The sequence below is a fragment of the Dokdonella koreensis DS-123 genome (genome assembly GCF_001632775.1).
GTDB lineage: Bacteria > Pseudomonadota > Gammaproteobacteria > Xanthomonadales > Rhodanobacteraceae > Dokdonella > Dokdonella koreensis.
The window spans coordinates 1,037,269-1,058,402 of sequence record NZ_CP015249.1 but is presented as its reverse complement, the minus strand read 5'-3'; the positions used below and the strand labels follow the sequence as shown (position 1 = coordinate 1,058,402).

Sequence of the window (21,134 nt, the reverse complement as noted above, 5' to 3'; positions counted from 1 at the left end):
GCATACCACAAGAAACCAACGAAACACCGGGAGGAGACATCCATGAAGTTGCAAACGATCGTCGTCGCGCTCGCCGCGACACTGGCATCAGGCGCGGGCATCGCGGCGGACTACAAGCCGGTCACGGACGCACGACTGGCCAATCCGGAGCCGGAGAACTGGCTGCTGACCAAGGGCAACTATGCCGGCTGGAGCTACACCGCGCTGAACCAGATCACCACCGCCAACGTCGCCAAGCTGCGACCGGTGTGGTCGGCCGCCACCGGCGTCAATTCGGGCCACGAGGCGCCTGCCATCGTCAACGGCGAGTACATGTTCGTCGCCACGCCGCACAACCACGTGTTCGCCTACAACGCCAAGACCGGCAAGCCGCTGTGGCACTTCCAGCGTGAAGTGCCCGAGGGCATCGGTGCACTCCACCGCACCAACCGCGGCGTGGCGCTGTGGAACGACAAGGTCTACGTCGGCAGCGTCGACTGCATGCTGAGCGCGCTCGACGCCAAGACCGGCAAGCTGCTCTGGGACGCGCAGGTCTGCGACTGGGAGACCGAGAGCGCCTACATCACGTCCGCGCCGCTGGTGGTCAAGGGCAAGGTCCTGATCGGCCCGTCGGGCGGCGAGTTCGGCGTGCGCGGCTTCCTCAAGGCGTTCGACGCCGAGACCGGCAAGCTCGCATGGACGCGCTACAGCGTGCCGGCGCCGGGCGAACCGGGTTCGGAGACCTGGCCGCAGGAAGGCGAATGGAAGGACGCCTGGAAGAACGGCGGCGGCACGATGTGGATGCCCGGCAACTACGACGTCAAGAACGACGTGATCTACTGGGGCGTCGGCAACGGTGCGCCGTGGCTCGGCGACCAGCGTCCGGGCGACAACCTGTACCTCGCCTCCGTGCTCTCGCTCAATCCCGCCAACGGCAACATCGTCGGCCACTTCCAGTACCACTGGAACGATTCGTGGGACTGGGCCGGCATGAACGCCCCGACCCTGGTCGACTTCGACCGCGGCGGCAAGAAGGTCTCCGGCCTGATCAGCGCGCAGCGCAACGGCCGCCTGTACTGGCTCGACCGCGACGCCAAGGGCAAGATCAGCTACAAGAAGTCCGAGCCGTACGTGACCAATACGGTGTTCACGAGCATCGACCCGAAGACCGGCCGTCCGACCTACAACGAGGACGCCAAGCCGGCCACCGGCAAGACGCGTACGTACTGCCCGAGCCTGTGGGGCGGCAAGGACTGGCCGTACGAGGCCTACAACCCGCAGACCGGGATGCTCTACATCCCGTACAACGACAACCACTGCCTGACCCTGACCGGCATGATCCAGGAGCGCATCCCGGGCCAGTGGTCGGCGGGCGTGGACATCAACCGCCTCGACCTGTCGGTCAAGGAAGGCTTCGACCACATCGGCGGCATCCAGGCCTGGGACATCAACACCGGCAAGGAAGTCTGGCGCGAGAAGTATCCACATTCGTGGAACTGGGGTTCGATCCTGACCACGGCCGGCGGCGTGCTGTTCGCCGGTGGTACCAACGACAAGATGTTCCGCGCCTACGACGCCAAGACGGGCAAGCTGCTGTGGGAGTTCCCGACCCCGTCGGGCATCATCTCGCCGCCGTCGAGCTTCTCGATCGACGGCAAGCAGTACATCGCCGTGGTCTCCGGCTACGGCGTCGACGCGCAGTGGATCCAGGGCAAGATGCACACCCTGGCCGGCTGGGACGAGAAGGTGCCGGAAGGCGGCTCGGTCTGGGTCTTCGCGCTCGGCGACTGACGGTTTGTACCCGCCGCGCGCGCTCGCGCGCGGCATCCCTTCCTCCGCGCCGTCGACCCGAGGCGCGGTTTTTTTTTGGTTCTTCGCCCAGCGGCGGGGTCATTCGGCTTTGGCTCGTGCTTTGGCTTTGGCCCTTGGCTTTTTTCGCCCTAAAGCAAGCCGAGCATCGCAGGGCGGCGCGCCCCGTGTCTGAGCGAAGCGCGTTGGGGCGCCGTGCCTCGTCGTCCGAGAAGCACAGGGGACGCCGGACGAGAAGGCTTTTGGTTCCTTTTGGCCCGTCAAGAAATGTCCGGGAGACATCTTTGACATCGCGTCAGCGATGGCCCGCACGGGTCGCGGCCAGGGATGGACCGCCACACAAGGGACTCGGCCGCGCAGCGGACGAAAGCTCTTGATGTTGCTCTTTTCTCGCCTGTGATCTCATCGAAAAAGCCACGGCGCAAGCTGAGAGCAAAAGCTTCCGCACGCTGCGCGCGCGGGTCACTTTTGCGGCCCGCCATCCCTGGCCGCCGCCCTCCGGGCCGTCGCTGCGCGACGTCAAGAATTTCTCCAGGAAATTCTTTGTCTTGGCAAAAGTCACCAAAACCGTCGTCGCGGGCGCGAGCCGGCACGGCTGCGCCGCGCCGGTCCCCTGCGCTTCTCGGCCAGCCAGGCACGCTGCCCCAACGCGCTTCGCCCAGACACGGGGCAGCTCTGCGGCCTGGCCGACCTGCGATGCTCGGCTCGCTTTAGGCGCCAACAGCAACAGCAACAGCAAGAGCAACAGTGACGAATGCGGCCGTTGTTGGATTCCCGCGAATGGGTGAAGAACCTTTTTTTGCATGGCGGCGAAGCCCGCCCACCGGTGAGGCGGCGACGTGCCGGCCGGTTTCCCGGCCACCTCGTGATGGCCCGGGGCGAGCAACGGTGCGCCGCGGCCGCAGCGGTTCGCTGGCACTGGCCCGGACGCGCACGGCAAGACGATGCGGAAGGGCGCCGCGCGACCGGTGGCGAGACACCGGTGAGGCGGCCCCTGGCGCGATGAGGGCGGCATCGGAGGCGCTGTGTCCCGGCCTGTCCGACGGCGGGCCGGTCGTCCGGCGACGCAGCGCCGGCCCCGGTGGCTCCGCACGTCCAGCCGCGAAGAACGGCCGATGCAGGCGGGCGAGGTTCAGGCCTGGTCGAGCGGCGAGACGATGCCGTAGCGCTTCATGCGCCGGTAGATCGTGGCCCGGCACAACCCCAGGTTGCGCGCCGCGTCGGAGATGTTCCAGCGATGGCGGCGCAAGGCCTCGAGCAACACGCCGGCATCGCCACGGGCGGCGCTGATCGGCACCACGGTCGCCCTCGGCACGGCCGCTGGCGCGACGTCCGGAACCCGCTCGCCGGTACCGGCCGCCTCGGCCAGGTCCGGCGGCAGGTGGTGGACGTCGATGGCCTCGCCGTCGGCGATCGACAGCGCGAAGCGCAGCGCATTGCGAAGCTCGCGCACGTTGCCCGGCCAGTCGTGCCGCATCAGCAGCGCCAGCGCCGGTGCGCCGATCGCCGCGTCGGCGCCCTGCGCCGCCGCTTCCTCGCGCAGGATGCGCTCGATCAGGTAGCCCTGGTCCTGCCGCTCGCGCAGCGGCGGCAGCAGCAGCGTCGCGCCGCACAGGCGGTAGTACAGGTCCTCGCGAAACGTGCCGGTGACGATCTGCTTGCGCAGGTCGCGGTGCGAGGCGGCGATGACGTTGAGGTCGACGCGGATCGGCCGGTCGGCGCCGAGCGGCAGGATCTCGCGCTCGGACAGCACCCGCAGCAGCCGGGTCTGCAGCGCCAGCGGCATGTCGCCGATCTCGTCCAGGAACAGCGTGCCGCCGTCGGAGCGCTGGATCAGCCCCTTCATGCCCTTGCTGCGCGCGCCGGTGAACGTGCCCGGCATGTAGCCGAACAGCTCGCTCTCGATCAGCGACTCGGGAATGGAGGCGCAATTGACCGCGACGAACGGACGCTCGGCGCGGCTGCTCGATTCGTGCAGGGCGCGGGCGAGCACCTCCTTGCCGGTGCCCGTCTCGCCCTGGATCAGGATGCTGACCGGCTTGTCGGCCAGGCGGAGCGCGCGCTCGACCAACTGGTTCATGCGCGGATCGCCCCCGGACAGCTGCGAGAGGGTCTCGCCGCGCGCCGGCAGCGGCCGCTCGCGTTCGGTGCCGGTGCGCGCGGCCGGCACGATGCGCGGAGCGGTCAGCGAGGCGTGGTAGCCGTGGCCGTCCCAGGTCGTCACGATGGCCGGATCGTCCCGGCCGCTGCCGCGCGTCAGCCGCCAGATGTCGTCGATGCGGGTGCCGAACACGCCGCTGAGGTGGCTGCCGACCAGTTGCGCGCGCTGCGCCTCGTCCAGGCGGGCGCACTCGAGCAGCCGCAGCTGGCGGCGCGCGCCCGCGTTGGCACCGACGATGACACCGTCGCGATCGAAGGCCAGCATCAGCTCGCCGCAGACGTCGACCAGCGGGCCGGCCGTGCCGAGCCGCAGGATCCAGCGGTCGCGGAACTGCTGCATGAAGTTCGCGTCCTCGATCATCCGGCCGTAGAGCGTGGTCAGGTGGCGCACCAGGTGCTGGCTCTCGCGCTCGGCCGGCGAGGACAGCGCCGACACGTCGAGCGCCCCCATCAGGTTGCCCTGCGGGTCGTAGAGCGGTGTCGTCGTGCAGCTCAGGCCCACGTTGCCGATGTAGAAATGGTCGTCGCGATGGCAGGTCAGCGTCGTGCGCTCGGCCAGGCAGGTGCCGATGCCGTTGGTGCCGGCATACAGCTCGCTCCAGTTGGCGCCGAGGGTCAACCCGGCACGGCGCAGCGCGATGTCCCAGGTGTCGTTGCCGATGTAGTCGACGCCGATGCCCTCGGCGTCGGTCAGCAGCAGCACGTAGCCCAGGTCCGACACGTGCTTGTAGAGCTGCTCCATGCCGGCGCGGGCCACGCGCAGGTGCTCCTCGTTCTGCTGGATGCACTCGCGCACGCGGCTGGCGTTCTCGATGCGGATGTCCGGCCGTCGCGCGGGGTCCAGGCCGTAGTGCTCGACGCAGCGCAGCCACGAGCGCTGGATGACCGAGGCTCCGTCGTCGACCGGCAACCGGCCGGCGACGACACCCAGAACGGTATCGACATGATGCTGCGACAGGGCCATCGCTTACCTCCTGCGTATCCGCGCGCCTTCAGCATGCGACGGAATTCGTTGTAGGTCGCCGGGATATCCCGGGCCTGCGGCGCAAGCGCCGCGTGCAAACCGGCATCCACCGGCACTGCTTGCGATCCGCGGCCCGGGCCTTCCGGCCGCCGCTAATCGCGCCGGTCGCCGCCGGTCCGCCGCCGCGCCAGCTGCTCGCGCAGCGAGCGCGGCGCCAGCCGCAGCGGCGCCCGCGTCCGTGTCCATCCTGCCTGAGTCCGGGGGGTCAGACCGCGCAGACGGGGCGCGATCCATGCAAAAAGACGGTACAGCGCACCGTGGGCGAACAGCAGCCGCCATCCCTTCCACGCCAGCGCCTCACCGATCGTACGCGCAGCGCCCTGCCCCTTCAACGCAGGCGCCGGCACCTCCGGCACCGTGTGCCGTGCCGCCTCGCGCAGGCGCATCAGCAGGTCGGGGATCGGGATGCCCACCGGGCACACCTCGCCACAGGCGCCGCAAAGGCTCGATGCGGTCGGCAGGTCGCGCGTGGAGGCCAGGCCCAGCAGGTGCGGCTCGATGATCGCACCGATCGGCCCCGGATAGGTCGTGCCGTAGCTCAAGCCGCCGACCCGCGCATAGACCGGGCAGTGGTTCATGCAGGCGCCGCAGCGGATGCACTGCAGCGTCGCGCGGAAGCGCTCGTCGCGGTAGGCCTGGGTACGCCCGTTGTCGAGCAGGATCAGGTGCACCTCGCGCGGACCGTCTCTTTCGCCACTCCGGCGCGGGCTGGAAATGACGTTGAGATAGGTGGTCACCGCCTGACCGGTCGCCGAGCGCGTCAGCAGCGCGAACAGCGGCACGACGTGCTCGAGCTTCTCGACCACCTTCTCCAGGCCGGTGACCGCGATGTGCACGTCCGGCACCGTCGTGCTCATGCGGCCGTTGCCCTCGTTCTCGACCAGCACCAGCGAACCGGTCTCGGCGACCAGGAAGTTGACGCCGGAGACGCCGATGCGCGTATCGCGGAACAGGTTGCGCAGCGCCTGGCGGCCGATCGCGATCAGCGCGTCGACGTCCTCGGTGTAGGGCGCGCCGTCGATGCGGTCGGCGAAGATGCGCGCGACGTCCTCCTTGGTCTTGTGGATCGCCGGCATGATGATGTGGCTGGGACGGTCGTCGTCGAGCTGCAGGATGTACTCGCCCATGTCGGTCTCGACGCACTCGACGCCGGCCTCGGCCATGCGATGGTTGAGCTCGATTTCCTCGCTGACCATCGACTTGCCCTTGACCATGCGCGTGGCCTCGTGGCGCCGGGCGATCGACAGGAAGATCCGGTTGGCGTCCTCGGCGTTCTCGGCCCAATGCACGTGGATGCCGTTGGCGGTCAGGTTGGCCTCCAGCCGTTCGAGCAGGTCCGGCAGGTGCGCCAGCGCGTGCTGGCGCACCGTTTCCCCGAGCCGGCGCAGCCGGGCGAAGCCGGCGGCATCGGGAAACTGCGCGGCGCGCTTGTCCATCAGGAAATCCATCGCACCGCGGAAGCTGCGGCGCAGCACCGGGTCGGCCAGCACGATGCGGGCGTTGTCCTTGAACGCGGCGGGATCGGCGACCGGGCGCACGCTGCCGCTCATGCCGCGGCCTCGTCGCGGACCAGCACGATGACCAGTTCCTTCGGGCCGTGCGCACCGTAGACCAGCAGGCGCTGGATGTCGGCGGTCTTGGACGGGCCGGTGACGAGCAGCGCGTTGGTCGGCAGCTGCCCGGCCCAGCCTTGCGCGGTCATCGCCGCGTACAGGTCGGGAAACACCGTGCTGGCGCGCAGCACGGCGATGTGCACCGGCGGCACCAGTGACAGCGTGCGCGGCTCGTCGCGGTCCGGCCAGACGATCAGCGACCCGGTCTCGGCGATGCCGCCGCGGGTCGTCGTGATGCCGGCGTCGATCGCGTCGAACAGCTCGCCGCGAAATGCCTCGATGTCCTGCTCGTACCAGCGCAGCGTTCCGGCCGGCAGCTGCGCGGCCAGTGCCGCCGCCAGCGCGGTGCCGCGCCCGGCCAGCACGCGGCCGAGGCGCTTGTCGCGCACCACGGCGGCGACCGCCGCGGGCCAGTCGTCCGGGCCGGCCTCGACGACTTCGGCGCGCCAGCCGCGCGCGCGCTCGGCGAACATCGCCGCCCGGATGGCCGGATCGTCCGCCGGCGCCTGCGGGCGGAAGTGCGCCGCCACGTCCGGCAGCAGCCGCGCCGGCCCGGCGCCGGCCTGGCGCAGCCGGGCGAGGATCGCCGACCGGGCGTTCGCCGTCGTGCCGGTCACGGCGCACCCCCGTCGGCGGCCAGCCGGCCGCGCAGGAAGCTGGCGATGTGCTCGCCACGCACCGGCTCGCCGCGCTTTTCCAGCGCCAGGTTGAGGTTCATCAGGCAGCCGCAATCGGCGCTGACGAAGCGGTTGCAGCCGGTCGCCAGGATCGCCTCGATCTTGTCGGCCGCCATCGCCGCCGAGATCTCCGGATGCTTGACCGCGAACGTGCCGCCGAAGCCGCAGCATTCCGCTTCGTGGTCGTGCACCGCCAGCCGCACGCCCGGCAGCCGGGCCAGCAGCGCCCGGCCGACGTGGTGCGTGCCCATCTCGCGGCGCGCACTGCAGGACGTGTGCAGGCAGACCGTTTCCTCGGCGTCGGCCGGGGCCTGCCAGTCCGGGCCGAGCAGGCCGGCGACGAAATCGGTGAACTCGACCGTGCGCGCGGCGATCGCCGCGGCCTGGGTCGACCGGCGCGGATCGTCGGCGAACAGGCGCGGCCAGTGGTGGCGGATCATGCCGCCGCAGGAGCCGGACGGCACGACGATCGGCCACGGCTCGGGAAACAGGTCCAGCTGCGCCGCGGCGACCGGGCGCGCCTCCTCCGGGAAGCCGCTGGTATAGGCGGGCTGGCCGCAACAGGTCTGCCCGGCGGGAAAGCTCACGCGCACGCCGAGCCGCTCGATCACCTCGATCGCGTCGAGGCCCGCCTGCGGGACGAAGAGGTCGAGCAGGCAGGTGGCGAAGAAGTAGACGTCGGCCGGCACCGCGGCGTCTGAAGCGGGAGTGGGGGTCATCGGGGTCCGTCAGCCATGCTGTGGCGGCCGAGTGTGCGCGTGCCCTCGCCGGCCGGTATATTGGTCAGACCAATCCAGCCGCTCCGGTGCCAGCGATGTCCCGTCGGGTCGAAGCCGTCGTCGCCCATCTCGAAGCCGCGATCGCCCAGGGCCGCTACGCGTCCGGCACGCGGCTGCCGGCCGAGCGCGTCCTCGGGGTCGCGCTCGGCGTCTCGCGCGCCACCGTGCGCGATGCGCTGGCCGCCCTCGTCAGCCGCGGCCTGCTGCAGCGCCGGCAGGGCGACGGCACCTATGTCAACGACCAGGCCGACCGGCAGATGGCCGAGGTCTGGGCCGACATGGCCGAGCGCCATCCGGCCTTGCAGGGCGACCTGATCGAGTTCCGCGAGATGCTCGAAAGCCGCGCCGCCGCGCTGGCCGCGACACGCCACGACGCGCGCGACCGCGAACGCCTCCTCGCCACGCTGGCCGCCGTCGACGCCGCCTACGACGGCGAGGACCGGGCCGCGCAGATCCGCAGCGACGTCGCCTTCCACCGCGCGATCGCCGAAGCGACACACAACCCGCTGTTCGCCTACCTGATGACCTCGCTGCTGCGCCTGCTGCACGAGCACGTCCAGCTGAGCCTGGCCGGCCTGGCGCCGCACTCGGACACGGCGCGGCAGCTGCGCCTCCAACACCGCGCGCTGGCCGAGGCGATCCTCGCGCGCGATCCGGAACGCGCACGCCGGTGCGCCGGCAGCCACATCGATTTCGTCGGCGTGCGCCTCAACGCGATGCCGCGGCCCGCGCGCGAGCGCCAGCCCGGCGGCGACGGCCATCGCGATTGACGGCCACCCGGACGCCGGCAGGCGTCCTCGCCCCGGAGCGCACCCGGCGGGCGGCGCCTAGGCGTCGGCGGTCTCGCCGGCGAGGCGCTGTCCCGGCAGCGCCGGCAGGTAGCGTGCGCGCTTGCGCGGCCGCAGCCGGTCCAGGTCGATCAGGATCAGGCCGTCGATGCTGTTGCGGAAGGCCGGGTCGACGCCGAACGCGAGGAAGCGGGCACCGCCCGGCTCGCACAGCTCGGTGTACTGCCGATACAGGATCGGCACGCGGGCACCGCTGGGTTCCAGCCGCTCGCGCAGCGCGGCCATCGCCTGGTCGGCGTCGAGCGACCCGAAGTCCGGCGCCGTGCCGGCGTAGCGGAACGGATGGTACGGCCGCGCCAGCCCGCGATCGCCGCCGAAGTAGCGGTCGTAGTAGCCCACGATCTGCTCGCGCGCCGCCAGCGGCAGCTCGGCGCTGATCGAGACCGGCCCGTACAGGTGGCGCACCTGCGGGTGGATGCGCAGCCAGGCGCCGATGCCCTGCCAGAGCCAGTCGAGGCTGCGTGTGTTGCGGTAGCGCGGCTGGACGAAGCTGCGTCCCAGCTCGGCGCTGCGCTCGATCGCCGGCAGCAGGCGTCCGTCGATCTCGAACAGGCTGCGCGTATAGAGACCGTCCAGGCCGCGCTCGCCCAGCACGCGTGCGCAATCGGCGATGCGGTAGGCACCAGCCACCTCGCCGGCCGCGGCATCCCACAGGACGATGTGGTCGTACCAGCTGTCGTAGACGTCGGTGTCGAGCCTGCGCCCGGTGCCTTCGCCGACGCTGCGGAAGGTCAGCTCGCGCAGCCGCGCGATCTCGCGCAGCAGCGGCGAGTCGGTGGCCAGGCGCCCGGCGTGGATGCGCAGGCCGTCGCTGTTCTCGCCGAGCAGCGGCAGGCGCTCCACGTCCGCGCGAATCGCCGCCGGTGCGGGCCGGTGCGCCAGCGGCGCCTGCAGCGCCGACCAGCGATCGCCGCGCCGGCCGATGGCATAGACCGCCCGCCGCACCTCGCGCGAGATCCGGCGCCGGTCGGCGATGCCGCTCATCACGTCGCCGATCGGCCGCGGCGCGCCGACCCGGATCACCAGCCGGCTCTGCTGCCGCGCGAAGATCTCGCGCGGCAGCAGGCCGGTGCCGAGCGGCTTGAACAAGGCCGACATGCCGTAGAACAAGGCCGAATTGCGCCCTTCGATGCGCACCGGCACCACCGGCGCGGCCGCCTGCTCGGCGAACCGCAGGAAACCGTGCCGCCAGGCGGCGTCGCGCACGCCCAGCGGCGTCAGCCGCGAGACCTCGCCGGCCGGGAACACGATCACCGCCTGCTCGCTGCGCAAGGCCTGGTCGACCTGGCGCAGGCTGTCGGCGCCGGCCCGGCCGCCGAAGACGCGCAGCGGGATCAGCAGGTCGGACAGGCCCTCGAACGCGGCGAGGAAATCGTTGGCGACGATGCGCACGTCGCGCCGCACGCTGCCGACGAAGGCCAGCAGCGCGAGCGCGTCGATCGCACCCATCGGATGGTTGGCGACGATGACCACGCGGCCGCTCTCGGGAATCCGCTCGCGCTCGACCTGGTCGACCAGGAAGCGGCAATCGAGCCGCTCCAGCGCCGCCTCGACGAACGCAAAGCCACGCAGGTGCGCATGGTCGCGAACGAAGGCATCGATCGTGTCGATGCGCGCGATGCGCGCCAGCGAGCGCACCAGCTGCCGCGAGAACGGCGCGCGCCGCCCGGTGAACCATTGCGGGAACCGTGCTTCGATCCTGCCTTCCAGATCGAGCATGCCTGCCTCATCGTCGTCGGAGTCACCGCACGCTAGGACCGGCGCATTGCATTCACGTGACGGCAACGATCACGCCACTGTCATCTGCGCCGACCACGATGGCGGCGAACCGATCGGACGGACCGCCCGGAATGCCCGCAATTCAGTCAGCCAGTCGACCGGCCGCGACGCGGCCCAGCCTGCGCGACCGCGTCGACCAGAAGATCTTCAACGCGATCTGGTCGCGCAGCCTCGTCTACAACACCTGCTGGGAAGACCCGGCAGTCGATCGCGTCGCGCTCGGCCTCGGCGCCGACGACCACGTGCTGGTCATCACCAGCGCCGGCTGCAACGCCCTGGACTACGCCCTGCAGGGCCCGCGCCGCATCGACTGCGTCGACGCCAACCCGCGCCAGAACGCGCTGCTGGAGCTCAAGCTCGCCGGCATCCGCGCGCTGTCGTTCGAGGACTTCTACGCGATCTTCGGCGACGGCCACCACGGCGACTTCGAGCGCCTCTATCGCACGCGCCTGCGCGCGCACCTGACGCCGTTCGCGCGCGACTGGTGGGATCGCCATACGCACTGGTTCGCCAGCACGCGCGGCAGCTTCTACTTCCACGGCCTGTCGGGCCTGGTCGCCCGCGGCGTGCGCGCCTGGTTCCGCGCGCAGCCGCGCCTGCGCGTGGCGATGTTCGACCTGCTCGCCGCGCGCGACCTGGACACCCAGCGCCGGATCTACGACCAGCACGTCGCGCCGCTGCTGTGGAACCGCGCGGTCAACTGGACGATTTCGCGCCAGCTGGTCATGAACCTGCTCGGGGTGCCCCATCCGCAGCGGCGCCTGGTCGAGGCCGAGCACGCCGACGGCGTCTCCGGCTTCATCCGCGAGGCCGTGCAGTACGTCTTCCGCGAGCTGCCGCTGGCCGACAACTACTTCTGGCGCGTCTACCTGACCGGACGCTATGCGCCGGACTGCTGCCCCGAATACCTCAAGCGCGCCAACTTCGAGCGCCTCAAGGCCGGGCTGGCCGATCGCATCCACCTGCACACCGCCACCGTCACGTCCTTCCTGCAGGGCGGCGACGCGCCGATCTCGCGGTTCGTCCTGCTCGACCACATGGACTGGATGGCCTCCTACCATCCGGCGGCGCTGGACGAGGAATGGGAAGCGATCCTGGCGCGGGCCGCGCCAGGCGCGCGCGTCCTGCTGCGCAGCGCACAGTCCCGGCCGGCCTGGCTGGACCAGGTCCGCGTCGGCGCGGGCGGGACGCTGCGCGAACGGCTGGCGTTCGACGAGGCCCGGGCCGCCGCGCTGCAGCCGCACGACCGCGTCCATACCTACCCCGGCTTCGTGATCGCCGATGCGCCGGCTTGACGCCCTGCGCGCCGACCTGGCCGTGCTGCGCGCGATGACGCGCGGCATGCCGGCCGGCGATACGCTGGCGGCGCGACTGGCCGCGTTCTATGCCCCGCAGGCGGACCACTACGACGCGTTCCGCGAGCGCCTGCTGCACGGGCGCGAGGCGTTGATCGCCACCATCCCGCTGCCCGCCGCCGCCCACGTCGTCGACCTGGGCGGCGGCACCGGCCGCAACCTGGAGTTCTTCGGCCCGCGCACCGCCGGCATCGCCCGCTACGAGGTGGTCGACCTGTGCGCGCCGATGCTCGAGCGTGCGCGGATCCGTGCGCGGCACTTCCCGCAGCTGCACGCGATCGAGGCGGACGCCACGCGCTGGCAGCCGGCGCAGCCGGTCGATGCGGTGATCCTGTCCTATGCGCTGACGATGATTCCCAACTGGCGCGCGGCACTGCATTCGGCCATCGCGATGCTCAAGCCCGGCGGCACGCTGGCCGTGGTCGATTTCTACGTCTCGGCCGAGCGCCCCGCGGCCGGCTGCCGGCGTCACGCCTGGCCGACCCGCCGCTTCTGGCCGGCCTGGTTCGGCCACGACGGCGTACGGCTCGATCCGGAGCAGCTGCCGACGCTGTGCGGCACGCTGCCCACGCATGCGCTGGTCGAGGCGCGGGGGCGGCTGCCGTATCTCCCGCTGCTGCGCGTGCCCTACTACCGCTTCGTGGGGACCAAGCCATGAACATCCATCGGGTCCGCTCGGTCTTCATCTCCGACGTCCACCTGGGAACCCGGGCCTGCCAGGCCGAGCGCCTGCTCGGCTTCCTGCGCGCCTACCCGGCCGAGTACCTGTACCTGGTCGGCGACATCGTGGACTTCTGGGCGATGCGCCGCGACGTGCGCTGGACCGCCGCGCAGAACACCGTCGTGCAGAAGATCCTGCGCCGCGCCCGCCACGGCGAGCAGGTCATCTTCATCCCGGGCAACCACGACGAGGCGCTGCGCGAATACACCGGCATCCGCTTCGGCGACATCCGCCTGGAGCGCGAATGGGTGCACACCACGGCCGAGGGCAAGCGCTATCTGGTCCTGCACGGCGACGAGTTCGACCAGGTCACCCGCTACCACCGCTGGCTGGCCGTGCTCGGCGACGTCGGCTACACCTGGCTGGTGCACGCCAACGGCTGGCTCTCGTGGCTGCGCCGCAAGCTCGGCATCGCCGGCTACTGGTCGCTGGCCGGCTACGCCAAGCGCAAGGTCAAGGCGGCGGTCAGCTTCGTCGGCGACTTCGAGGGTTCGGTGGCACGCGCCGTCCGCGAGCGCGGCCTGGACGGCGTGATCTGTGGCCACATCCACGTGGCGGCGCTGCGCGACATCGAGGGGATCCGCTACGTCAACTGCGGCGACTGGGTCGACAGCTGCACGGCCATCGTCGAGCACCACGACGGCCGTCTCGAACTGATCCACTGGAGCAGCAGCGAAGCGGAGACGCTGGATCCGGAAGGCCTGGCCGAGCAGTTGCTGCTGCAGCAGCGCATGCAGAGCCGCCGCACCGCCGCCTGAGGGCCGGGCGCGCGCTGGCCCGCCCAGCATGCCGCACGTCCGTCCGGACGCGCGGCCGCCCGCTCAGGCCGTTCCCGGCACGTCGGGCTGGTTCTCGGGACGCGCCGTATCGAAGGCCGGCAGTTCCAGGCAGGCCTGCTCGATGCGCGCGATCGTCGGGTACGGCGTCAGGTCCACGCGGAAACGGTGCGCGTTGTAGACCTGGGGTATCAGGCAGATGTCCGCCAGCCCCGGCGAGTCACCCTCGCAGTAGCGGCCGGTGGACGGATGCTCGACCAGCATCTCCTCGAACGCGCGCAGTCCTTCGCGGATCCAGTGTTGCGTCCAGCGCTGGCGCTGCTCGGCGTCGGCGGCCAGCTCGCGCTCCAGGTACTGCATCACGCGCAGGTTGTTGAGCGGATGGACGTCGCAGGCGATCAGCTGGGCCAGCGCGCGTACGCGTGCGCGGTCGCGGATCATCGGCGGCAGCAGCTTCATCGCGCCGTCGTAGGCTTCGTCCAGGTACTCGACGATCGCCAGCGACTGGCGCACGACGCGGCGCCCGTCGATCAGCACCGGCACCAGCTCCTGCGGATTGAGCTCGTGGAACACCGGATCGTGCTGCTCGCCGCCGTTGTTGACCAGGTGCACGGGCACCTGGTCGTACGGCAGCATCTTGAGGTTGAGGGCGATGCGGACGCGATAGGCCGCGCTGGATCGCCAGTAGCTGTACAGCGTCAAGCGTTCGCTCATCGCCCGGGCCTCCCCCGTCACGTGCATCGCCGGAATCGACGCCCGGCGATTATCTCAGGACTCGCGAACGGGCGGCGAATAGCGCTCGATGCGCTGCTCGATGGCGCCGAACAGGCTGGCGCCCTGCCCGTCGGTGATCTCGATGCGGACGACGTCGCCGAACTTCAGGAACGGCGTGGCCGGCTGGCCGTCGCGCAGGGTTTCCACCGTCCGCTGCTCGGCGAGGCAAGAGGCGCCCTTGGCGGTGTCCTCGTTGGCGATCGTGCCGGAGCCGACGATCGTGCCGGCCGTCAGCGGCCGGGTCTTGGCGGCATGGGCGATCAGGTCGGCGAAGCTGAACTGCATGTCCACGCCGGCCTCGGCCTCGCCGAACCAGTGCCCGTTGATCCAGGTACGCATCGGCAGGTGCAGCTTGCTGTCGCGCCACGCATCGCCGAGCTCGTCCGGCGTCACCAGCACCGGCGACAGCGCCGAACGCGGCTTGGATTGCAGGAAGCCGAAGCCCTTGGCGAGCTCCGGCGGGATCAGCCCGCGCAGCGATACGTCGTTGACCAGGCCGACCAGCTGGATGCGGTCGGCCGCCGCGGCCGGCGTGAGGCCCATCGGCACGTCGTCGGTGACGACGACGACCTCGGCCTCCAGGTCGATACCCCAGTCCTCGCTGGCGGCCAGCACCGGATCGCGCGGACCGAGGAAGCCGGCGCTGGTCGCCTGGTACATCAGCGGGTCGGTGTAGAAGCTGGCCGGTACCTCGGCACCGCGGGCACGCCGCACCCGCTCGACGTGCGGCAGGTAGGCGCTGCCGTCCACGAACTCGTAGGCGCGCGGCAGCGGCGCTGCCAGCTGGCCGACATCCAGGTCGAAGGCGTCCGCGGCGCGGCCGGCCTGCAGGTCCTCGTACAGCGCGTTGAGGCGCGGCGCGACCGCTTCCCAGGCATCCAGCGCGGCCTGCAGCGTGGCGGCGATGCCGGTGGCGGCCACGGCCCGGCGCAGGGCGCGGTCGACGACGATCAGCGTGCCGTCACGGCCGCCTTCCTTGAGACTTGCAAGCTTCATCGGTGATTCTCCATCCGGTTCGCCGGGCGGCGCTCAGCGGCGCGCGGCATCGAAGTGTTTGCGCAGGCCCTGCCAGCAGGCGTAGTAGTCGCGCTGCAGCAGCGGCGATTCCAGCGCCTGCCGGGTCGGGCGGATCACGGCGCGGGTCTCGAACATGAAGGCCATCGTATCGACGACGTGATCCGGCTTCGACGTGTCGGCGGCCGAGGCCTTCTCGAAACTGGCCGCGTCCGGCCCGTGCCCGCTCATGCAATTGTGCAGGCTGCTGCCGCCCGGCACGAAACCGCCCGCCTTGGCGTCGTAGGCGCCGTGCACCAGCCCCATGAATTCGCTGGCGATGTTGCGGTGGAACCACGGCGGCCGGAACGTGTCCTCGGCGCACAGCCAGCGCGGCGGGAAGATCACGAAGTCCAGGTTCGCCGTGCCGGGCGTGTCGCTCGGCGAGGTCAGCACCGTGAAGATCGACGGATCCGGGTGGTCGTAGCTGATCGAGCCGATCGTGTTGAAGCGGCGCAGGTCGTAGCGGTACGGCACGTGGTTGCCGTGCCAGGCCACCACGTCGAGCGGGGAGTGGCCGATCGAGGCCCGCCACAGGCTGCCCTGGAACTTGGCGATCAGCTCGAAGTCGCCCTCGACGTCCTCGTAGGCCGCCACCGGCGCCTGGAAATCACGCGGATTGGCCAGCCCGTTGGAGCCGATCGGACCCAGGTCCGGCAGGCGCAGGCTCGCGCCGAAGTTCTCGGCGACATAGCCGCGCGCCGCGCCGTCGGGCAACTCGACCCGGAAGCGGATGCCGCGCGGAATCAGGGCGACCTGCTGCGGCTCGACCTCGATCAGGCCGAGCTCGGTGGCGATCCGCAGCCGGCCGTGCTCGGGGACGATCAGGAATTCGCCGTCGGCGCTGTAGAGGAAGCGGCCCTGCATCGACCGGTTGGCCGCGTAGAGGTAGATGCCGATGCCGGCCTGCGCGGCCGGACCGCCGTTGCCGGCGACCGTGAGCAGGCCGTCGATGAAGTCGGTCGGCGCTGCCGGCAGCGGCAACGGGTCCCAGCGCAGCTGGTTCGGCGTGGCCGGCGCCTCGTCGAAGCGGTTGTGCCAGGTGGCGTGGGCGAGCGGCTCGAACGGCCGGTGCATCGCCGCCGGCCGGATGCGGTACAGCCAGCTGCGCCGGTTGGCGTGCCGCGGTGCCGTGAAGGCCGTGCCGGAGATCTGTTCGGCATAGAGCCCGTAGGCGGCGCGCTGCGGCGAGTTGCGCCCTTCGGGCAGCGCGCCCGCCAGCGCCTCGGTCGCGAACTCGTTGCCGAAACCGGACTGGTAGTTGCCGGAACTGGATGAAGTCATGCCGCCACCCTCGATGCCCCGCGACGGCGGAGCGATGACCCTGGAGACCTGTTGCGCCGGTCCCGATCGGCCGCAGCGGCGGACGCGGGAGCCGGCGGGCTGTTTCTCGGCCGCGCCTAGAGCACGCCGCGACGCATCTGGTCGCGCTCGATGCTTTCGAACAGCGCCTGGAAATTGCCGTTGCCGAAGCCCTCGTTGCCCTTGCGCTGGATGATCTCGAAGAAGATCGGACCGATGCAGTTCTGCGTGAAGATCTGCAGCAGCAGCTTCTTCTGGGTTTCCGGATCCGCGTCGATCAGCAGCTTGTTGCGCTGCATGCGCGGCACGTCCTCGCCGTGGTCGGGGATGCGCTGGTCGATGACCTCGTAGTAGGTCTCCGGCGTATCGAGGAAGGCCACGCCCCGCGCGCGCATCGCCTCGACCGTCTCGTAGATGCTGTCGGTGAAGCAGGCGATGTGCTGGATACCCTCGCCCTTGTACTCGTCGAGGTATTCGTTGATCTGCGACTTGGCGTCGGCCGACTCGTTGAGCGGGATGCGCACCATGCCGTCCGGCGCGGTCATCGCCTTGGAGACCAGGCCGGTCTTGGCGCCCTTGATGTCGAAGTAGCGGATCTCGCGGAAGTTGAACAGGCGCTCGTAGTAGTCGGCCCAGCGCGCCATGTTGCCGAAGTAGAGGTTGTGCGTGAGGTGGTCGATGAAGGTCAGGCCGAAACCCTTCGGATGACGCTCCACGCCCGGCAGCCATTCGTACTCGGCGTCGTAGACCGAGCCTTCGGCGCCGTAGCGGTCGACCAGGTACAGCATGCAGTCGCCGATGCCCTTGATGACCGGCACGTCGACCGCGCGGGTATCGGCCTTGTGGGTGATCTCCTCGCCGCCATTGGCGAGCGTTGCCGCCAGCACTTCGGCCGCGGGCTTGCGGAACCGGATCGCGAACCCGCATGCACTCGGGCCGTGCGCCTTGACGAAGTCGGCGGCGAACGAGTCGGGCTCCTCGTTGACGAGGAAATTGCAGTCGCCCTGCCGGTACAGCGTCACCTTGCGCGTGCGGTGGCGGGCGACGGCGGCGAAGCCCAGATTGGCGAACAGCGTGTGCAGGAGCTGCGGGTCGGGTGCGGCGAACTCGACGAACTCGAAGCCGTCGACACCCATCGGGTTCTCGAACGTCGTGACCTGCATGCCGGTATTGGGTACGGTCGGATGGGGCTGGGCATTCATGGCGGCTCCGTAGGGGCGATGCGCCGTGCTGGCGGCGGAATCCGCGTGTTATAGTTTCAACTGAAACCAATTGCAAGAGGCAGTGCACCATGCCCGACCGCGCCGTGCTGGAACTGGAGACCTTCCTGCCGTACCGGCTGTCCGTCCTGTCCAATACCGTCAGCCAGGCGATCGCCCAGATCTACGAGGAACGGTTCGGGCTGTCGGTCACCGAGTGGCGCGCAATGGCGGTCCTGGGCCGCTACAGCGGCATCTCGGCGCGCGAGGTGGCGATGCGCACGGCGATGGACAAGGTCGCGGTCAGCCGCGCCGTCGCCCGGCTGATGGAGAAGGGCCTGATCGAGCGGGACACCGCGGAGCACGACCGGCGCCAGTCGGTGCTGCAGCTCTCCTCGGACGGCTGGGCGATCTACGACCAGGTCGCGCCGCTCGCCCTCGAGCACGAGCAGCGGCTGCTGGCGCACCTGGATGCCGACGAGAAGCGCTGGCTGGCACGCATCCTCGACAAGCTCTGGCAGGTCGAGCGCAGCGCACTGGAGTCCTGAAAAACGAACCGCGCCGGCCCCTTGCGGGTGCCGGCGCGGCAAGGATGCTGCGAGGACCTACTTGACGCCGTGCATGAGGCGCTGGATCAGCGGCGCGATCAGGAACAGCAGCGCACCCGGGATCACCAGCGCCCAGAAGCCGAAGGTGTAGCCGCTCAGCGCGGACTCCAGGTTCATGCCGCTCTCGCCACTGACGTGGCTGGCGAAGATGCCCGACAGGTTGTTGCCGATCGCGGTCGACAGGAACCAGCCGCCCATGCCGAAGCCGACGAGGCGCACCGGCGCGAGCTTGGTCACCATCGACAGGCCGATCGGCGACAGGCACAGCTCGCCGACCGACTGGATGACGTAGACCATGAACAGCGTCCAGAACGGGATCTTCAGCGTCTGCGGATCGACCAGGCCGGACAGCGCGAATATCAGCAGCAGGAAGGCCAGGCCGTTGAAGATGAGGCCGAGGCCGAACTTGCGCGGGATCGACGGGTTGTGGCGGCCCATCTTCACCCACAGCCAGGCCAGTACCGGCGCCAGCGTGATGATCGCCAGCGAGTTGACCGACTGGAACCAGCCGACCGGGAAGATCCAACCGCTGAAGTCACGGTTGACGATGTTCTGGGCGAGGAAGTTGAACGAGCTGCCGGCCTGCTCGAAGAAGCACCAGAACAGCACGTTGAAGACGAAGATGATCAGCATGGCCACGGCCATGTCCCGCCGGATCGCACCGTCCTTGAAGCCTTCCTTCAGGATCAGCACGCACAGTCCGATGAACAGCGCCGTCAGGATCCACTGCAGCGCACCGGCACCGATCGAGAGCAGGAAGTAGAAGGCCGGAATGGCGACGATCGCGCAGATCGCCGTCACCAATACGCGCCCGCTGCCTTCGGCGCCTTCCGGCGGCCGGCCGATACCGAGCAGCTGCTTGCGGCCGAACCAGAACCACACCAGGCTGATCAGCATGCCGATGCCCGAAACCAGGAACACCACCTTGTAGGCGGGCATCTGCGGGGTGCCGCCCATGATGCGCTCGGCCAGGATGCCGGTCAGCCACGGCGCCAGCATCGCGCCGAGGTTGATGCCCATGTAGAAGAGCGTGAAACCCGAATCGCGGCGCTCGTCGCCGGTGACGTAGAGCTTGCCGACCATCGTCGAGATGTTCGGCTTGAACAGGCCGTTGCCGACGATCACCGTCGCCAGGCCGAGTTTGAACAGCGCCTCATTGGGCATCATGATCAGGAACAGGCCGGCGGCCATGATCACCGCGCCGAGCAGGATCGAGCGCTGGTAGCCGATGACCCGATCCGCGACGTAGCCGCCGAACAGCGCTGCCGCGTAGACCAGTGCCAGGTAGGCGCCGTAGAGCCGGCTGGCCGGTGCCTCGCCGGCGCTGTCGCCCGCGTAGAACTGGGCGACGATGTACAGGGCCAGTGCCCAGCGCATGCCGTAGAACGCGAAGCGTTCCCAGAACTCCGTCATGAACAGCATCCACAATGGGCGCGGATGGCCCAGCGTCTGCGGGAACTGGGGAAGCGTGTCGCCCGCAGGCGACGTGGCGGTACCGCTCATGCGCGGATTCTCCTGCTGGAAAGAGTGATGAAAGCGAAGGTTCGCGAGCGGACGATCGGAACCGGCCCCGGCCGACAGGTTTAACCGGTGATGAATGCCGCGTCAAATCGCGCTGCGGCAAAAACCGGCCGCCGCCGTCACGCGGTACCGATGACGGTCCGCACCTCGAACAGCTCCGGGAAGAACGTCAGGTCCAGGGCCTTGCGCAGGAAGCCGACCCCGGACGAGCCGCCGGTCCCCCGGCGGAAGCCGATGATGCGCTCGACCGTCTTCATGTGGCGGAAACGCCACAACTGGAAACTCTCCTCGACGTCGACCAGCTTCTCGCAGAGGTTGTAGGCACGCCAATGGGCGTCCGACTGCTCGTAGATGCGACGAAAGACCGGAATCAGCTCCGGATGGCGCTGGTACGGCTGCGACCAGTCCCGCTCGGTGCAGGCCAGCGGCACCTCGTGGCCGTGGCGGGCCAGGTGACGCAGGAACTCGTCGTACAGGCTGGGGGCCTCCAGCACCTGGCGCAGGGCATCGCGCCGCGGCGGGTCGTGGTCGAACACGGCGATCATCTGTGCGTTCTTGTTGCCGAGCAGGAACTCGATCGTGCGGTACTGGTAGGACTGGAATCCGGAGGCCGGCCCCAGTACGTCGCGAAACTCCAGGTACTCCGAGGGCGTAAGCGTTTCCAGAACCGCCCATTGCTCGAACAGCTGGCGCTGGATCTGCTTGACCCGGGCGAGGATTTTCAGGCACGAATCGATTTCGTCACGGGAAAGATTGGCCACCGCGGCGCGCAGCTCGTGGATGACCAGCTTCATCCACAGCTCCGATACGTGATGCTGGATGATGAACAGCATCTCGTCGTGGTGCGGCGGATTCGACAGCGGTTGCTGCGCCGACAGCAGGGTGTCCAGCTGCAGGTAGCCGCCATAGGTCAGGCGGTCGGCCAGGTCGATTTCGATACCGGCCTCGAGGTCACGCTTGATGTCGCTGGATGTCATTGCGGTTCCAAGGAAAAGAGCCCGCGCCGCCGCCCTGGGCACCGGCCGGGGCATGGAGTGTACCGGCGTGCGCGCACCGGCATCGAGAAAAACTTCACCGACACGCCACGCCCGCGGGCCGGCGACGCGGCAGCGGAAGCAGCCTTGGCTTCATCGCCGCCAAGGCGGCAGCGCGCCGGC

At 69.8% G+C, this 21,134-nt stretch carries 17 protein-coding genes; 6 read left to right on the top strand and 11 right to left on the bottom strand.

All coding sequences use genetic code 11. From position 1 onward, the window contains the following. The first annotated feature begins 42 nt into the window (after positions 1 to 42). A complete protein-coding gene (locus I596_RS04130; protein ID WP_067644603.1) occupies positions 43 to 1,770 on the top strand; it encodes a PQQ-dependent dehydrogenase, methanol/ethanol family in 1,728 nt (575 codons plus the stop codon). A 1,150-nt stretch (positions 1,771 to 2,920) separates the two neighbouring features. Here I596_RS04130 and I596_RS04125 read toward each other — a convergent pair. From I596_RS04125 to I596_RS04110, 4 genes are all read right to left on the bottom strand, one after another. Further along, a complete protein-coding gene (locus I596_RS04125) occupies positions 2,921 to 4,912 on the bottom strand; it encodes a sigma-54-dependent Fis family transcriptional regulator (RefSeq protein ID WP_067644600.1) in 1,992 nt (663 codons plus the stop codon). A gap of 152 nt (positions 4,913 to 5,064) precedes the next feature. Further along, positions 5,065 to 6,522, bottom strand: coding sequence for a LutB/LldF family L-lactate oxidation iron-sulfur protein (locus I596_RS04120; protein ID WP_067644596.1), 1,458 nt, complete (start codon positions 6,520 to 6,522; stop codon positions 5,065 to 5,067). Beyond that, a complete protein-coding gene (locus I596_RS04115) occupies positions 6,519 to 7,202 on the bottom strand; it encodes a LutC/YkgG family protein (protein ID WP_067644593.1) in 684 nt (227 codons plus the stop codon). Before I596_RS04115 ends, I596_RS04120 begins: the two co-directional genes overlap by 4 nt. Continuing rightward, positions 7,199 to 7,981 carry a (Fe-S)-binding protein gene (locus tag I596_RS04110; RefSeq protein WP_067644590.1) on the bottom strand — a complete coding sequence of 261 codons (783 nt, stop codon included), beginning with the start codon at positions 7,979 to 7,981 and terminating at the stop codon, positions 7,199 to 7,201. Before I596_RS04110 ends, I596_RS04115 begins: the two co-directional genes overlap by 4 nt. Before the next feature lie 95 nt (positions 7,982 to 8,076). On the opposite strand from I596_RS04110, the gene I596_RS04105 reads away from it, so the two are divergent. Continuing rightward, positions 8,077 to 8,811: a FadR/GntR family transcriptional regulator gene (locus tag I596_RS04105; protein WP_067644587.1), complete on the top strand. Its 735-nt coding sequence runs from the start codon at positions 8,077 to 8,079 to the stop codon at positions 8,809 to 8,811. Positions 8,812 to 8,868: 57 nt separating this feature from the next. Here I596_RS04105 and olsF read toward each other — a convergent pair whose 3' ends face one another. Then, positions 8,869 to 10,608, bottom strand: a complete 1,740-nt coding sequence (olsF, locus tag I596_RS04100) for a bifunctional ornithine lipid synthase OlsF (RefSeq protein WP_083965354.1) — start codon at positions 10,606 to 10,608, stop codon at positions 8,869 to 8,871. A 131-nt stretch (positions 10,609 to 10,739) separates the two neighbouring features. On the opposite strand from olsF, the gene I596_RS04095 reads away from it, so the two are divergent. From I596_RS04095 to I596_RS04085, 3 genes are read left to right on the top strand one after another with little or no spacing between them, the layout of a single operon-like run. Further along, positions 10,740 to 11,963, top strand: a complete 1,224-nt coding sequence (locus I596_RS04095) for a BtaA family protein (RefSeq protein WP_067644584.1) — start codon at positions 10,740 to 10,742, stop codon at positions 11,961 to 11,963. After that, positions 11,950 to 12,681: a class I SAM-dependent methyltransferase gene (locus tag I596_RS04090; protein ID WP_067644579.1), complete on the top strand. Its 732-nt coding sequence runs from the start codon at positions 11,950 to 11,952 to the stop codon at positions 12,679 to 12,681. Before I596_RS04095 ends, I596_RS04090 begins: the two co-directional genes overlap by 14 nt. Beyond that, the gene (locus I596_RS04085) at positions 12,678 to 13,502 is read left to right on the top strand and encodes a UDP-2,3-diacylglucosamine diphosphatase (RefSeq protein ID WP_067644577.1); all 825 of its coding nucleotides are present in this window, start codon (positions 12,678 to 12,680) and stop codon (positions 13,500 to 13,502) included. Before I596_RS04090 ends, I596_RS04085 begins: the two co-directional genes overlap by 4 nt. Positions 13,503 to 13,565: 63 nt before the next feature. On the opposite strand, the gene maiA is transcribed toward I596_RS04085, so the two are convergent. The 4 genes from maiA to hppD all read right to left on the bottom strand — a co-directional run bounded on the left by maiA (position 13,566) and on the right by hppD (position 17,851). Next, complete coding sequence (gene maiA, locus I596_RS04080; RefSeq protein WP_067644575.1) at positions 13,566 to 14,234, bottom strand: maleylacetoacetate isomerase; 669 nt, start codon at positions 14,232 to 14,234, stop codon at positions 13,566 to 13,568. 54 nt (positions 14,235 to 14,288) lie between these two features. After that, positions 14,289 to 15,290 (bottom strand): fumarylacetoacetate hydrolase family protein, encoded by a 1,002-nt coding sequence (locus I596_RS04075; RefSeq protein WP_067644573.1) that lies wholly within the window; start codon positions 15,288 to 15,290, stop codon positions 14,289 to 14,291. Between the two features lie 33 nt (positions 15,291 to 15,323). After that, positions 15,324 to 16,631, bottom strand: a complete 1,308-nt coding sequence (gene hmgA / locus I596_RS04070; protein WP_067644571.1) for a homogentisate 1,2-dioxygenase — start codon at positions 16,629 to 16,631, stop codon at positions 15,324 to 15,326. Positions 16,632 to 16,747: 116 nt separating this feature from the next. After that, on the bottom strand, positions 16,748 to 17,851 hold the full coding sequence (gene hppD, locus I596_RS04065) for a 4-hydroxyphenylpyruvate dioxygenase (RefSeq protein WP_067644568.1): 1,104 nt from the start codon (positions 17,849 to 17,851) through the stop codon (positions 16,748 to 16,750). A gap of 89 nt (positions 17,852 to 17,940) precedes the next feature. Between hppD and I596_RS04060 the strand changes: the two genes are divergently transcribed. Continuing rightward, a complete protein-coding gene (locus I596_RS04060; RefSeq protein ID WP_067644560.1) occupies positions 17,941 to 18,396 on the top strand; it encodes a MarR family winged helix-turn-helix transcriptional regulator in 456 nt (151 codons plus the stop codon). A gap of 57 nt (positions 18,397 to 18,453) precedes the next feature. On the opposite strand, the gene I596_RS04055 is transcribed toward I596_RS04060, so the two are convergent. Both I596_RS04055 and kynA read right to left on the bottom strand, forming a co-directional pair. Beyond that, a complete protein-coding gene (locus tag I596_RS04055) occupies positions 18,454 to 19,959 on the bottom strand; it encodes a peptide MFS transporter (RefSeq protein ID WP_067644558.1) in 1,506 nt (501 codons plus the stop codon). A gap of 137 nt (positions 19,960 to 20,096) precedes the next feature. Next, entirely contained in the window at positions 20,097 to 20,954 is an 858-nt protein-coding gene (gene kynA, locus I596_RS04050) for a tryptophan 2,3-dioxygenase (RefSeq protein WP_067644556.1), read from the bottom strand. Between the last annotated feature and the right edge of the window lie 180 nt (positions 20,955 to 21,134).